At 65.5% G+C, this 12,859-nt stretch carries 13 protein-coding genes and 1 tRNA gene; 6 read left to right on the forward strand and 8 right to left on the reverse strand.

Annotated features, from left to right (window positions below):
- The first annotated feature begins 17 nt into the window (after window positions 1-17).
- The 5 genes from ftsK (at window position 18) to cysG (ending at window position 7,241) form a co-directional block, all read left to right on the forward strand.
- Window positions 18-2,453 (forward strand): DNA translocase FtsK, encoded by a 2,436-nt coding sequence (gene ftsK, locus HMPREF3014_RS05430; protein ID WP_003119977.1) that lies wholly within the window; start codon window positions 18-20, stop codon window positions 2,451-2,453.
- A 25-nt stretch (window positions 2,454-2,478) separates the two neighbouring features.
- The gene (gene lolA, locus HMPREF3014_RS05435; RefSeq protein ID WP_003090414.1) at window positions 2,479-3,105 is read left to right on the forward strand and encodes an outer membrane lipoprotein periplasmic chaperone LolA; all 627 of its coding nucleotides are present in this window, start codon (window positions 2,479-2,481) and stop codon (window positions 3,103-3,105) included.
- Window positions 3,106-3,114: 9 nt separating this feature from the next.
- Window positions 3,115-4,440 (forward strand): replication-associated recombination protein A, encoded by a 1,326-nt coding sequence (locus HMPREF3014_RS05440; RefSeq protein WP_003097632.1) that lies wholly within the window; start codon window positions 3,115-3,117, stop codon window positions 4,438-4,440.
- Window positions 4,441-4,561: 121 nt separating this feature from the next.
- The gene (serS, locus tag HMPREF3014_RS05445; RefSeq protein ID WP_003097631.1) at window positions 4,562-5,842 is read left to right on the forward strand and encodes a serine--tRNA ligase; all 1,281 of its coding nucleotides are present in this window, start codon (window positions 4,562-4,564) and stop codon (window positions 5,840-5,842) included.
- Between the two features lies 1 nt (window position 5,843).
- The gene (gene cysG / locus HMPREF3014_RS05450) at window positions 5,844-7,241 is read left to right on the forward strand and encodes a siroheme synthase CysG (protein ID WP_003160439.1); all 1,398 of its coding nucleotides are present in this window, start codon (window positions 5,844-5,846) and stop codon (window positions 7,239-7,241) included.
- A 4-nt stretch (window positions 7,242-7,245) separates the two neighbouring features.
- Here cysG and HMPREF3014_RS05455 read toward each other — a convergent pair whose 3' ends face one another.
- From HMPREF3014_RS05455 to HMPREF3014_RS05485, 7 genes are all read right to left on the reverse strand, one after another.
- Complete coding sequence (locus HMPREF3014_RS05455; RefSeq protein WP_003097628.1) at window positions 7,246-8,220, reverse strand: glutathione S-transferase family protein; 975 nt, start codon at window positions 8,218-8,220, stop codon at window positions 7,246-7,248.
- Window positions 8,221-8,307: 87 nt separating this feature from the next.
- Window positions 8,308-9,291, reverse strand: a complete 984-nt coding sequence (locus HMPREF3014_RS05460) for a glycosyl transferase family protein (RefSeq protein WP_003160436.1) — start codon at window positions 9,289-9,291, stop codon at window positions 8,308-8,310.
- Window positions 9,288-9,623 (reverse strand): TusE/DsrC/DsvC family sulfur relay protein, encoded by a 336-nt coding sequence (locus HMPREF3014_RS05465; protein WP_003119979.1) that lies wholly within the window; start codon window positions 9,621-9,623, stop codon window positions 9,288-9,290. Before HMPREF3014_RS05465 ends, HMPREF3014_RS05460 begins: the two co-directional genes overlap by 4 nt.
- Window positions 9,620-9,925 (reverse strand): sulfurtransferase complex subunit TusB, encoded by a 306-nt coding sequence (tusB, locus tag HMPREF3014_RS05470; protein ID WP_003090391.1) that lies wholly within the window; start codon window positions 9,923-9,925, stop codon window positions 9,620-9,622. Before tusB ends, HMPREF3014_RS05465 begins: the two co-directional genes overlap by 4 nt.
- Window positions 9,925-10,284, reverse strand: a complete 360-nt coding sequence (tusC, locus tag HMPREF3014_RS05475; protein WP_003090389.1) for a sulfurtransferase complex subunit TusC — start codon at window positions 10,282-10,284, stop codon at window positions 9,925-9,927. The genes tusB and tusC overlap by 1 nt, the downstream gene beginning before the upstream one ends.
- Entirely contained in the window at window positions 10,281-10,676 is a 396-nt protein-coding gene (gene tusD / locus HMPREF3014_RS05480) for a sulfurtransferase complex subunit TusD (RefSeq protein WP_003090387.1), read from the reverse strand. Before tusD ends, tusC begins: the two co-directional genes overlap by 4 nt.
- A gap of 110 nt (window positions 10,677-10,786) precedes the next feature.
- Window positions 10,787-11,455 (reverse strand): Bax inhibitor-1/YccA family protein, encoded by a 669-nt coding sequence (locus HMPREF3014_RS05485; RefSeq protein WP_003090386.1) that lies wholly within the window; start codon window positions 11,453-11,455, stop codon window positions 10,787-10,789.
- 129 nt (window positions 11,456-11,584) lie between these two features.
- On the opposite strand from HMPREF3014_RS05485, the gene HMPREF3014_RS05490 reads away from it, so the two are divergent.
- Window positions 11,585-11,674, forward strand: a tRNA-Ser gene (locus HMPREF3014_RS05490).
- A 116-nt stretch (window positions 11,675-11,790) separates the two neighbouring features.
- Here HMPREF3014_RS05490 and HMPREF3014_RS05495 read toward each other — a convergent pair.
- Entirely contained in the window at window positions 11,791-12,858 is a 1,068-nt protein-coding gene (locus HMPREF3014_RS05495) for a tyrosine-type recombinase/integrase (protein ID WP_031635892.1), read from the reverse strand.
- Window position 12,859 lies beyond the last annotated feature (1 nt).

The raw sequence follows: 12,859 nt of genomic DNA on the forward strand, positions 1-12,859 counted from the left end.
CTTCTAAAGCACCAGCCGTGCGCAGGAAAAATAGCGATTTGAAGGATTCGACCACCGCGAGCCATGCCGCCGCATGGCGTCAGCAACTGCATTCCCGCCTGAAGGAAGGGGTCCTGATCGCGCTGGGCGCGCTCTGCCTCTACTTGTGGATGGCTCTGCTCACCTATGACCCGGCCGATCCGAGCTGGAGTCACTCGAGCCAGGTTGACCAGGTGCAGAATGCCGCCGGTCGGCTCGGTGCGGTATCCGCCGATATCCTGTTCATGACGCTCGGCTACTTCGCCTACCTCTTTCCGCTGTTGCTGGGCATCAAGACCTGGCAGGTATTCCGCCGCCGCAACCTGCCGTGGGAATGGAACACCTGGCTGTTTTCCTGGCGCCTGGTCGGGCTGATCTTCCTGATCCTGGCCGGCTCGGCACTGGCCTACATCCATTTCCACGCCAGCGGCCACATGCCGGCCAGCGCCTCGGCCGGCGGCGCCATCGGCCAGAGCCTGGGCCGCGTCGCGGTGGATGCGCTGAACGTGCAGGGCAGCACGCTGGTGTTCTTCGCCCTGTTCCTCTTCGGCCTGACGGTGTTCGCCGACCTCTCCTGGTTCAAGGTGATGGATGTCACCGGCAAGATCACCCTGGACTTCTTCGAACTGATCCAGAACGCCTTCAATCGCTGGATGGGCGCGCGCGCCGAGCGCAAGCAACTGGTCGCGCAACTGCGCGAGGTCGACGAGCGCGTCGCCGAGGTGGTGGCGCCGAGCGTGCCGGACCGCCGCGAACAGTCCAAGGCCAAGGAGCGCCTGCTGGAACGCGAAGAGGCCCTGGCCAAGCACATGAGCGAGCGGGAGAAGCGCCCGCCGCCGAAGATCGATCCGCCACCGCCGCCGAAGGCCCCGGAGCCGAGCAAGCGCGTGCTGAAAGAGAAGCAGGCGCCGCTGTTCGTCGATACGGCGGTGGAGGGCACCCTGCCGCCGCTGTCGCTGCTCGATCCGGCGGAAGTGAAGCAGAAGAGCTACTCGCCCGAGTCGCTGGAGGCGATGTCGCGCCTGCTGGAGATCAAGCTGAAGGAGTTCGGCGTCGAGGTCAGCGTGGATTCGGTGCATCCGGGCCCCGTGATCACCCGTTTCGAGATCCAGCCCGCGGCGGGGGTCAAGGTCAGCCGCATTTCCAACCTGGCCAAGGACCTGGCGCGCTCGCTGGCGGTGATCAGCGTGCGGGTGGTGGAAGTGATTCCCGGCAAGACCACCGTCGGCATCGAGATTCCCAACGAAGACCGGCAGATGGTGCGCTTCTCCGAAGTGCTGTCGTCGCCGGAGTACGACGAGCACAAGTCCACCGTGCCGCTGGCCCTGGGCCACGACATCGGCGGTCGGCCGATCATCACCGACCTGGCGAAGATGCCGCACCTGCTGGTGGCCGGTACCACCGGCTCCGGTAAGTCGGTGGGGGTCAACGCCATGCTCCTGTCGATCCTGTTCAAGTCCACGCCGAGCGAGGCGCGACTGATCATGATCGACCCGAAGATGCTCGAACTGTCGATCTACGAAGGGATCCCGCACCTGCTCTGCCCGGTGGTCACCGACATGAAGGAAGCCGCCAACGCCCTGCGCTGGAGCGTGGCGGAGATGGAGCGGCGCTACCGCCTGATGGCGGCCATGGGTGTGCGCAACCTGGCTGGCTTCAACCGCAAGGTGAAGGACGCCGAGGAGGCTGGCACGCCGCTGACCGACCCGCTGTTCCGTCGCGAAAGCCCGGACGACGAGCCGCCGCAGCTGAGCACCCTGCCGACCATCGTGGTGGTGGTCGACGAATTCGCCGACATGATGATGATCGTCGGCAAGAAGGTCGAGGAGCTTATCGCCCGTATCGCGCAGAAGGCGCGGGCGGCCGGTATCCACCTGATCCTGGCGACCCAGCGGCCGTCGGTGGACGTGATCACCGGCCTGATCAAGGCCAACATCCCGACCCGGATCGCCTTCCAGGTCTCCAGCAAGATCGACTCGCGCACCATCCTCGACCAGGGTGGCGCCGAACAGCTTCTCGGCCACGGCGACATGCTCTACCTGCCGCCGGGCACAGGCCTGCCGATTCGCGTGCACGGCGCCTTCGTTTCCGACGACGAGGTGCACCGGGTGGTCGAGGCCTGGAAGCTGCGCGGCGCGCCCGACTACATCGAGGACATCCTCGCTGGCGTCGACGAAGGCGGCAGCGGTGGCGGTTCCTTCGATGGCGGCGACGGCTCCGGCGAAGGCAGCGAGGACGACCCGCTCTACGACGAGGCGGTACGTTTCGTCACCGAGAGTCGCCGGGCATCGATCTCCGCCGTGCAACGCAAGCTGAAGATCGGCTACAACCGCGCCGCGCGGATGATCGAGGCGATGGAGATGGCCGGCGTGGTCACCCCGATGAATACCAACGGCTCCCGCGAAGTCATCGCGCCGGCGCCGGTTCGTGATTGAACCCGACAGGTTTTAGAGGATTCCGATGCGACTGATCCGCACGTTGTTCGTTGCCGCCCTGGCCATGGGCGCTTCGCTGGCCCATGCCGACGACAGCGCCGCTGTCCAGCGCCTGACCGGCCTGCTGAACAAGGCCCAGACCCTGACCGCGCGTTTTTCCCAACTGACCCTGGACGGTAGCGGCACGCGCCTGCAGGAAACCGCCGGCCAACTGAGCCTGAAGCGGCCGGGACTGTTCCGCTGGCATACCGATGCGCCGAACGAGCAATTGCTCATTTCCAACGGCGAGAAGGTCTGGCTGTACGACCCGGACCTGGAGCAGGTGACCATCCAGAAGCTCGATCAGCGCCTGACCCAGACGCCGGCGCTGCTGCTCTCCGGCGACATCTCGAAGATCAGCGAAAGCTTCGCCATCACCTACAAGGAGGGCGGCAACGTAGTCGATTTCGTGCTCAAGCCGAAGACCAAGGACACCCTCTTCGACACCTTGCGCCTGTCGTTCCGCAGCGGCAAGGTGAACGACATGCAGATGATCGATGGCGTCGGCCAGCGCACCAACATCCTGTTCTTCGACGTGAAGATGAACGAGGCGCTGGATGCCAAGCAATTCACCTTCGACGTTCCGCCGGGCGTCGACGTGATCCAGGAGTAAGCGCAAGCCGTGGATCTGTTCCGCAGCGAGCCCGTCGCGCAGCCCCTGGCGGCACGGCTGAGGCCCGCAAACCTGGACGAGTACGTGGGGCAGGAACACCTGCTGGCCCGCGGCAAGCCCTTGCGCGAGGCGCTGGAGCAGGGCGCGCTGCACTCGATGATCTTCTGGGGCCCGCCGGGAGTCGGCAAGACTACCCTGGCGCGGCTGCTGGCGCAGGTGTCGGACGCCCATTTCGAGACCATTTCCGCGGTGCTGTCCGGGGTCAAGGAGATCCGCCAGGCGGTCGAGGTGGCCAAGCAGCACGCGGCGCAATACGGGCGCCGGACCATCCTGTTCGTCGATGAGGTGCACCGCTTCAACAAGAGCCAGCAGGATGCCTTCCTGCCCTATGTGGAAGACGGCACGCTGATCTTCATTGGCGCGACCACCGAGAACCCGTCCTTCGAGTTGAACAATGCGCTGCTCTCGCGGGCTCGCGTGTATGTCCTCAAGAGCCTCGACGAAGCCGCCCTGCGCAAGCTGGTGGGCCGCGCGCTGAACGAGGACAAGGGCCTCGGCAAGCGCAAGCTGAGGCTGCCGGAGGAGAGCTTCCAGGTTCTCCTGGCCGCCGCCGACGGCGATGGGCGGCGCCTGCTGAACCTGCTGGAGAACGCTGCCGACCTCGCCGAGGACGGCAGCGAGATCAGCCCCGAGCTGCTGCAGAATCTGCTCGGCGATACCCGCCGACGTTTCGACAAGGGCGGCGAGGCGTTCTACGACCAGATCAGCGCGCTGCACAAGTCGGTGCGCGGCTCCAATCCCGACGCGGCACTCTATTGGTTCGCGCGTATGCTCGACGGCGGCTGCGATCCCCTGTACATCGCCCGGCGGGTGGTGCGCATGGCCAGCGAGGAGGTTGGCAACGCCGATCCTCGCGCCCTCGGCCTATGCCTGTCGGCCTGGGACGTGCAGGAGCGCCTGGGCAGCCCCGAAGGCGAGCTGGCGGTGGCCCAGGCCATCGTCTACCTGGCCTGTGCGCCGAAGAGCAATGCGGTGTACAGCGCGTTCAACGCGGCGATGCGCGACGTCGCCGAAAGCGGCTCGCGGGAAGTGCCATTGCACTTGCGCAACGCGCCGACCAAATTGATGAAGAGCCTCGGCTATGGCGAGGAATACCGCTACGCCCACGACGAGCCGGATGCCTATGCCGCCGGAGAGGATTATTTCCCCGAGGATCTGGAGCCGCGGCGTTACTATCAACCGGTGCCGAGGGGCCTGGAACTGAAGATCCGCGACAAGCTGGAACACCTGGCCGAGCTGGATCGCACCAGTCCCCGCCAACGCAGAAAATCCTGAGCGGTATGGGCTCGGCGGAGCTAGCCAGGCTTCCGCGACGGCGTCGATGACGTCGCCGGGGCCGGCGAAGCGCCAACCGGGCCACGAACCGCCGATAACCGACACGAGACGAGAAAAGAGCATGCTCGATCCCAAACTGGTACGCACCCAGCCGCAAGAAGTGGCTGCCCGCCTGGCCACCCGTGGCTTCCAACTGGATGTCGCACGCATCGAAGCGCTGGAAGAGCAGCGCAAGTCGGTACAGACCCGTACCGAGCAGCTGCAAGCCGAGCGCAACGCGCGTTCCAAGGCGATCGGCCAGGCCAAGCAGCGTGGCGAGGATATCGCGCCGCTGCTGGCCGATGTCGATCGCATGGGCTCCGAGCTGGAGGAAGGCAAGCGCCAGCTGGACGCCATCCAGGGCGAACTGGATGCCATGCTGCTGGGCATTCCCAACCTGCCGCACGAGTCGGTGCCGGTCGGTGCCGACGAGGACGCCAACGTCGAAGTGCGTCGCTGGGGCACGCCGAAGACCTTCGATTTCGAGGTCAAGGACCATGTCGCCCTCGGTGAACGGCACGGCTGGCTGGATTTCGAGACCGCCGCCAAGCTTTCCGGCGCGCGCTTCGCCCTCATGCGCGGCCCGATCGCCCGCCTGCATCGCGCCCTGGCGCAGTTCATGATCAACCTGCATACCGCCGAGCATGGCTACGAGGAGGCCTACACCCCCTATCTCGTCCAGGCTCCGGCGCTGCAAGGCACCGGCCAGTTGCCGAAGTTCGAGGAGGACCTGTTCAAGATCGGCCGCGACGGCGAAGCCGACCTCTACCTGATCCCGACCGCCGAGGTTTCGCTGACCAACATCGTCTCCGGGCAGATCCTCGACGCCAAGCAATTGCCGCTGAAGTTCGTCGCCCATACCCCGTGCTTCCGCAGCGAGGCCGGTGCCTCCGGGCGCGATACCCGCGGCATGATCCGTCAGCATCAGTTCGACAAGGTGGAGATGGTGCAGATCGTCGATCCGGCCACTTCCTACGAGGCGCTGGAAGGCCTGACCGCCAACGCCGAGCGCGTCCTGCAACTGCTCGAGTTGCCGTATCGGGTGCTGGCGCTGTGCACCGGCGACATGGGCTTCGGTGCGACCAAGACCTACGACCTGGAAGTCTGGGTTCCCAGCCAGGACAAGTACCGCGAGATTTCCTCCTGCTCCAACTGCGGCGACTTCCAGGCCCGGCGCATGCAGGCCCGCTACCGCAATCCGGAAACCGGCAAGCCCGAGCTGGTGCACACCCTCAACGGCTCCGGCCTGGCCGTCGGCCGCACCTTGGTGGCGGTACTGGAGAACTACCAGCAGGCGGACGGCTCGATCCGTGTGCCGGAAGTCCTCAAGCCCTACATGGCTGGCATCGAGGTGATCGGCTGACATGGATTTCCTGCCGCTGTTCCACTCCTTGCAAGGGCGCCTCGCGCTGGTGGTCGGTGGCGGCGAAGTCGCCCTGCGCAAGGCGCGCCTGCTGGCCGACGCCGGCGCGCGCCTGCGCGTGGTCGCGCCGCAGATCCACATCGAACTGCGGCATCTGGTGGAGCAGGGCGGCGGCGAGCTGCTCGAACGCGACTACCAGGACGGCGACCAGCCCGGCTGCGTCCTGATCATCGCCGCCACCGACGACGAACCGCTGAACGCCGAGGTGTCGCGAGCGGCCAATGCGCGCGGGATACCGGTCAACGTGGTGGACGCGCCGGCCCTGTGCAGCGTGATCTTCCCGGCCATCGTCGACCGTTCGCCGCTGGTGGTGGCGGTCTCCAGCGGCGGCGATGCGCCCGTGCTGGCGCGGCTGATCCGGGCCAAACTGGAAACCTGGATTCCCTCGACCTACGGGCAACTGGCCGGACTCGCCAGCCGCTTCCGCCACCGGGTCAAGGAATTGCTACCCGACCTGCAGCAGCGCCGGGTGTTCTGGGAAAACCTGTTCCAGGGCGAGATCGCCGAGCGTGTCCTGGCCGGCCGTCCGGCGGAAGCCGAGCGTCTCCTGGAGGAGCACCTGGCCGGCGGCCTCGCGCACATAGCCACGGGCGAGGTATATCTGGTCGGGGCCGGGCCGGGGGATCCGGACCTGCTGACGTTCCGTGCCCTGCGCCTGATGCAGCAGGCCGACGTGGTGCTCTACGATCGCCTGGTGGCGCCGTCGATCCTCGAATTATGCCGCCGCGATGCCGAACGCCTGTACGTCGGCAAGCGCCGCGCCGAACATGCGGTGCCGCAGGATCGGATCAACCGCCTGCTGGTGGAGCTGGCCAGCCAGGGCAAGCGCGTGCTGCGCCTGAAGGGTGGCGACCCGTTCATCTTCGGCCGCGGCGGTGAGGAAATCGACGAACTGGCTGCCCACGGCATACCTTTCCAGGTCGTGCCGGGAATCACCGCGGCCAGCGGCTGCGCGGCCTACGCCGGGATTCCACTGACTCATCGCGATCATGCGCAATCGGTTCGTTTCGTCACCGGTCATCTGAAGGACGGCACCACCGACCTGCCGTGGCAGGACCTGGTAGCGCCTGGCCAGACCCTGGTGTTCTACATGGGCCTGGTGGGATTGCCGGTGATCTGCGAGCAACTGGTCGCCCACGGTCGCTCCGCACAGACCCCGGCGGCGCTGATCCAGCAGGGGACCACCGCCCAGCAGCGGGTATTCACCGGAACCCTGGAAAACCTGCCGCAACTGGTGGCTGAGCACGAAGTGCATGCGCCGACCCTGGTGATCGTCGGCGAAGTCGTGCAACTGCGCGACAAGCTGGCCTGGTTCGAAGGCGCCCGCGAGGACGCCTGAGCCTTCAGCCTTCTCCCCAGATGCCCTTGCCGGGAAGTCGTTCCCGGCCTGGCGCGCGCGCCAGGTCGAGACGCGGGCCCAGCGGTACTATCCCGGTCGGGTTGATGGTGCGGTGGCTGGCGTAGTAGTGCCCCTTGATATGTTCGAAGTCCACTGTCTCGCCGATGCCCGGGCGTTGGTACAGCTCGCGCAACCAGCCGGAGAGATTCGGGTAGTCTTCGATGCGCCGCAGGTTGCACTTGAAGTGTCCGTGGTACACCGCATCGAAGCGCACCAGGGTGGTGAACAGGCGGATATCGGCCTCGGTCAGGTATTCGCCGGCCAGGTAGCGGCGTTCGCCGAGCAAGCCTTCCAGGTAGTCCAGCTCCTCGAACAACTGGACGAAGGCCTCCTCGTAGGCGTCCTGGCGAGTGGCGAAGCCAGCACGGTACACGCCGTTGTTGACCGCAGGATAGATGCGTCCGTTGAGGCGTTCGATCTCCTCGCGCAGCGGCTCCGGGTAGAAGTCCAGCGCGTTGGCGCCGATGGCGTCGAAGGCGCTGTTGAAGATGCGGACGATATCGGCTGATTCGTTGTTGACGATCTTCTGCGCCTGCTTGTCCCACAGCAGCGGCACCGTGACCCGGCCGCTGTAGTGCGGGTCGTCGCGGGTGTAGCGCTGGTGCAGAAAGGCCAGGCCGTCGAGGCGATCGCCGGTGGAGCCGTGGGCGGGGTCGAAGGTCCAGCCGTTCTCGCGCATCAGCCAACTGACCACCGAAACATCGACCAGCGACTCCAGCCCCTTCAGCTTGCGCACGATCAGGGTCCGATGGGCCCAGGGGCAGGCCAGCGAGACATAGAGATGGTAGCGCCCGCCCTCGGCGGGGAACGCCGGCTCGCCCAGCCAATGGCGGCGCTGGGCGTTTTCGCGCTGGAAGCGGCCGTCTTTCTGTGTGTCATACCACTGGTCGTGCCAGCGGCCATCGATCAACTGTCCCATGAGCGGGTTCCTCCATACGTCGTTGGAGGAACAGTCTAGTGTCGGGTGATCGATAAATTTATATAAATAAAGGGCTATTCGTATCGATCAGATCGATTCGTTTCGGGTCGCCCAGTAGTGTGCGGCTTCCTTGAAGGCTTCTTCGCGATTCTTGCCAAGGGCCCGTAGCGCCAGGGCCATGCTGGAGAGCACCGCCAGGTGGCCATAGGCGTCGCCTTCGCGGCCGTCCCAGACGGCCCGAAGGAAACCCGGGTCGAGCTGTTCCGGCTTCATGTGCCGGTGCGTCGACAATGCCGGCCATTCCTCGTCCCAGGCTTCGCCCTGGTCGCAACCATACAGGTGGGCGACGACGTCCGGGTTGACTTCGATCTCGCCGCCTTCGCCCTTGATGACGATGGCCCGGTCGCCGAGCAGGCGGCTGGCCTCGCGGTGGGTTTCCTGGTAACCGGGGTGGAAGATGCTCTGCAGGATGCAATCCGCATTCAGGGGGTTGAGCAGGCGAACCAGCGAATGGATCGGCGAGCGCAGGCCGAGGGTATTGCGCAGATCGATCATGCGTTGCAGCACCGGCATCCAGGCGCCGAGCGGAATGAACGCCAGGTGGCCGCGCTCCAGGGCCTGTTCTACCTGCAGCCAGTCGTGGCAGAGCGGGATCTCCAGCGCCGCCAGCAACTGTTCGCTGTACAGGCGTCCGGCGGTATGCGTGCCGCCGCCGTGCATGAGGATGCGCACGCCATGGCCGGCCAGGCACTTGGCGGCCAGCAGGTACCAGGGCAGGTGGCGCTTCTTGCCGGCGTAACTGGGCCAGTCGAGGTCGACGCGCAAGGACGGGACTTGCAGGCGTTCGCGCACCGCCTCGGTGAAACCGGCCAGTTCCTCGCTGCTTTCCTCCTTGTGCCGCAGGAGCATGAGGAAGGCGCCCAGCTGGGTGTCCTCGACCCTGCCGTCGAGGATCATGCCGAGGGCCTCGCGGGCTTCCTCCCGGGTCAGGCTGCGCGCTCCGCGCTTGCCTTTGCCGAGGATGCGGACGAACTGGGCGAACGGATGTTCGGCGGGAGTCGAGAGAGTCATAGACAGTTGCTCGGTTTCGGCAGGCCGGCCAGCTTCGCGCCAAGCTTGGCCGGGGCGCCCTTGAACAGGTGGTTGAGGTGCAGGCTGTTGCCCTTGTCCGGACCCAGTCGCTGGGCGACGTACTTGATCAGCGGGCGGTTGGCCGGAGACAGCTGGAACTCCGCATAGAACTCGCGGAGCAGTTGGAGAATCTCCCAGTGCTCGGCGGTCAGAGCCAGCTCCTCGCGGGCGGCCAGGGCTTCCGCCACCGGCTCCGACCAATCGTCGAGGGCGGCGAGGTAGCCGTCCTTGTCCAGCCGGATTTCCCGGCCTTCCAGCATAAGGAGCGTCATAGCCAACTGTTGACCTTGTCGAAGCGGGTGGCGAGTTCGACGAAGCCGGGGTAGTCCACCGCCACCAGGCGAGCGGGGACGTCCTCGATACCGCGCGCCTGGAGGTCTTCCAGCAGGGCGAACAGTTCGATTTCCGCCGGCATCAGTTCCAGGGCCTGGCAGGCGTGGCTGCCGGCCAGCAGGGCGTGCACGGCGTCGCCGCAGAGCAGCAGGCCGTCGCCGGGGTTGAGCAGGTACAGGCAACTGCCCAGGCGGCCGTCATTGAACGGCGAGCGGGACAGTACGTGGAGGGTCGTGGCCATCAGAGGGTAATCACCTGGTCGTAGCGTTGCAGCAGGTCGCGCAGGGCCTGGTCGTCGAGCACCTCGACCGCGAGGGCCAGGCGCTCTTCAGCCAGGCCACGCTCGCGCAGGCTACGGGCCGAGACGTAGAGGTCGTCCACGCCGAACATCGGCAGGGCCTGCAGGTTGGCCTGCAGGTCCTTCTGCTGCAGGTGCGCAGGATGCTGGCCGGGAGCCAGCTGGAACGCGCCGTCGTCGAGGAACAGCATGCCGACCGGTAGATCGAAGGCGCCGCCGGCCAGGGCTATGTCCAGCGCCTCGCGGGCGCTCGGGCCGGACCAGGGCGACTGGCGGCTGATGATCAGCAGCGACTGGCTCATCGGTCGCCTCCGAAGCAGACCAGGCGGTCCGCGCTTTGCGCCGCCTCGTGCAACTGGCCGAGTCCGGACAGTTCCCATGGTGCGCCAAGGTTGGCGCCGGGACGGCCGTAGCGTTCGGCTTCCTCGGCGTTCAGCACGCCGCGGCGCAGGGCGGCGGCGATGCAGACCACGGCGTCCAGGCCGTTGCGCTCGACCAACTCGCGCCAGGCGGCGGGCAGGTCGAACTCGTCCTGGCCGCTCACGACGTTGGCCGAGGCGCTGTGCACGCCGTCCTGGTAGAAGAACAGGCGGACGATTTCGTGCCCGCCGGCCAGCGCGGCTTCGCTGAAGCGCAGCGCGCGGCGGGCGGCGGGGGAGTGGGGAGGGTCGAATAGGGCGATGGCGAATTTCATGCTGCGATACGCGAAGGATTTCTTCGAATGATAAACCAATGCCTGTGTTTTGCCGGTCCGCAAATGAAAAAGCCCGTCGCGGGGACGGGCTTTTCCGGAGGCGTTTTCTATCAGTCGTCGCCGCCGGCGATGCCGAAGATCTGCAACAGGCTGATGAACAGGTTGTAGATCGACACGTACAGGCTGATGGTGGCCATGATGTAGTTGCGTTCGCCGCCGTGGATGATCGCGCTGGTCTGGTAGAGGATCATCGCCGAGGAGAACAGGACGAAGCCGGCGCTGATCGCCAGTTGCAGGCCACTGATCTGGAAGAACAGCGATACCAGCACGGCGCCCAGCAGGACGAAGAAGCCGGCGGTGATGAAGCCGGACAGGAAGCTCATGTCCTTGCGGGTGGTCAGCACATAGGCGGACAGGCCGAAGAACACCAGGGCGGTCATGGCGAACGCCGAAGTGATGACGCTGCCGCCGTTGGGCAGGCCGAGGTACATGTTGAGGATCGGGCCGAGCGTGTAGCCCATGAAGCCGGTCAGGGCGAAAGTGCTGACCAGGCCCCAGGCGCTGTTGCGCAGCTTCACGGTGAGGAAGAACAGGCCGTAGAAGCCGATCAGCACCACGAACACGTTCGGATAGGGCAGGCGCATCTGCTGCGAAACGTAGGCCACCAGGCCGCTGAAGGCCAGGGTGAGTGCCAGCAGGCCGTAGGTATTGCGCAGAACGCCGCTGACTTCACGCTGTTCCGCGACGGCGGAGTTCAGCTGATATTGCTGTTCTTGCATGGTGTGGGTACTCCTTAACGGGAACGGGTCCATGACGTACTGATGGGCATGATAGCAAAGCCTCTGCCAGGGCCAATCGATAGAGTTTGACAGTGTGTTGCTATCCGGTACTATGGCGCCCCGCGATGCGGAGGTGTGGCCGAGTGGTTTAAGGCAACGGTCTTGAAAACCGTCGATGGGGAGACCTGTCCTAGAGTTCGAATCTCTACACCTCCGCCATTTCATCGCTGAAAGCCCCGTGAGCCGGGGCTTTTGCATTTCTGGATCGTCTCCCCATCGCGGCGCGGAGACGTTGACCATTTCCGCAACATCCCTGTCATTTCCGCAACCCTTCCTTACTTCGTTGGCTCCACGATCTCGCCGACGCGACGATAGACGGTCTCGGTGATGCGCTTGTCGGTGTGTCCAAGCAGCCTGGATGCCCGGTCCAGGTCAGCAATTTCAGAGGCTGCTTTCGGGCGGATGTCCCGGAACTGGAACTGACGGATTGCGGTGGCCAGAGTCTCGTCGAGGTCCTCAAGCGCCGCGCCGGCGGCGGCCGACCGTGCTTCGTCAAAGCGAATGCGCAGCATGGAGGATGTCATCCGGCGCCCATCGGGCGTAGTGATCAGATACGGGCCGGCTACGCCGCGCTGCCGCCGCTGCTCGCACAGCCGCGCAACGAGTTTTCCAAGCGCTGTCGGGCTCCCGTCGACATCGAGCATGATGCGCAACTTCTTCGACGTCTTGCCCTGGGCGATCTGCAAGTGCCCGTCCTGAATGTCCGCCTCCCGAATGATCAGCACGTCGCTCGGTCGCTGGGCGGTGAGATAGGCAAGGTCCATTGCGTCGCGGAGTTCCGGTGGCGCCGCGCCGTATACCGCGTTCCAGACCTCGGCCCTGGCGTAGAAGTCGCGCGGCGTCTCGCGGTTCTTGCGCACCCCCTTCACCGGGTTTTCAGCCGTGACGATCCCCCACTCCCTAGCGATGTTGAAGATGTGGGAGAAGAGGGATAGCTCCCTGTTCGCCCGTACCTTCGCGGACCGCTTGTCCCGGTACTGTGCCAGCACTTGGGGGGTGAGCGCCTCGACCGGCGCCTCTGAAAATGCCTTCCTCAGTTGCGTCAGAGAGAGGAGGTTGTCTTTCTGGGTGCGTGGCGCTTTCCCGGGGATGATCTCTTTTTCGTACCGGTCGAACACGTCACCCCATTTGCGCAGGGTCTTCGGAGCCGGACTGGCATCCAGCCGCGCCCACTCCAGCTTTGCCAGGTCCAGGTCGGTGCCGAGCGGGATTTCCTTCCTCTTTCCGTCTTCGCCGCGGCCGTCGTAGTAGTAGCCAACCCACAACCTCCCTCCTTTTAGCTTCCTGGTCCGGCGAATCATCCGGGGCGGGAGATCCCTGTTCTTCGGCTGCTTCGGCCGCATT

The sequence above is a fragment of the Pseudomonas sp. HMSC065H01 genome (genome assembly GCF_001815235.1).
GTDB classification, from domain to species: Bacteria; Pseudomonadota; Gammaproteobacteria; order Pseudomonadales; family Pseudomonadaceae; genus Pseudomonas; species Pseudomonas aeruginosa.

Bases quoted from the DNA above. Each gene is read 5' to 3' on its own strand.
- lolA (WP_003090414.1), top strand. From the start codon at position 2,479: ATGCGACTGATCCGCACGTTGTTCGTTGCCGCCCTGGCCATGGGCGCT.
- HMPREF3014_RS05455 (WP_003097628.1), bottom strand. From the start codon at position 8,220: ATGGGACAGTTGATCGATGGCCGCTGGCACGACCAGTGGTATGACACA.
- serS (WP_003097631.1), top strand. From the start codon at position 4,562: ATGCTCGATCCCAAACTGGTACGCACCCAGCCGCAAGAAGTGGCTGCC.
- cysG (WP_003160439.1), top strand. From the start codon at position 5,844: ATGGATTTCCTGCCGCTGTTCCACTCCTTGCAAGGGCGCCTCGCGCTG.
- tusB (WP_003090391.1), bottom strand. From the start codon at position 9,925: ATGGCCACGACCCTCCACGTACTGTCCCGCTCGCCGTTCAATGACGGC.
- tusC (WP_003090389.1), bottom strand. From the start codon at position 10,284: ATGAGCCAGTCGCTGCTGATCATCAGCCGCCAGTCGCCCTGGTCCGGC.
- tusD (WP_003090387.1), bottom strand. From the start codon at position 10,676: ATGAAATTCGCCATCGCCCTATTCGACCCTCCCCACTCCCCCGCCGCC.
- HMPREF3014_RS05485 (WP_003090386.1), bottom strand. From the start codon at position 11,455: ATGCAAGAACAGCAATATCAGCTGAACTCCGCCGTCGCGGAACAGCGT.
- HMPREF3014_RS05465 (WP_003119979.1), bottom strand. From the start codon at position 9,623: ATGACGCTCCTTATGCTGGAAGGCCGGGAAATCCGGCTGGACAAGGAC.
- HMPREF3014_RS05495 (WP_031635892.1), bottom strand. From the start codon at position 12,858: ATGCGGCCGAAGCAGCCGAAGAACAGGGATCTCCCGCCCCGGATGATT.
- HMPREF3014_RS05460 (WP_003160436.1), bottom strand. From the start codon at position 9,291: ATGACTCTCTCGACTCCCGCCGAACATCCGTTCGCCCAGTTCGTCCGC.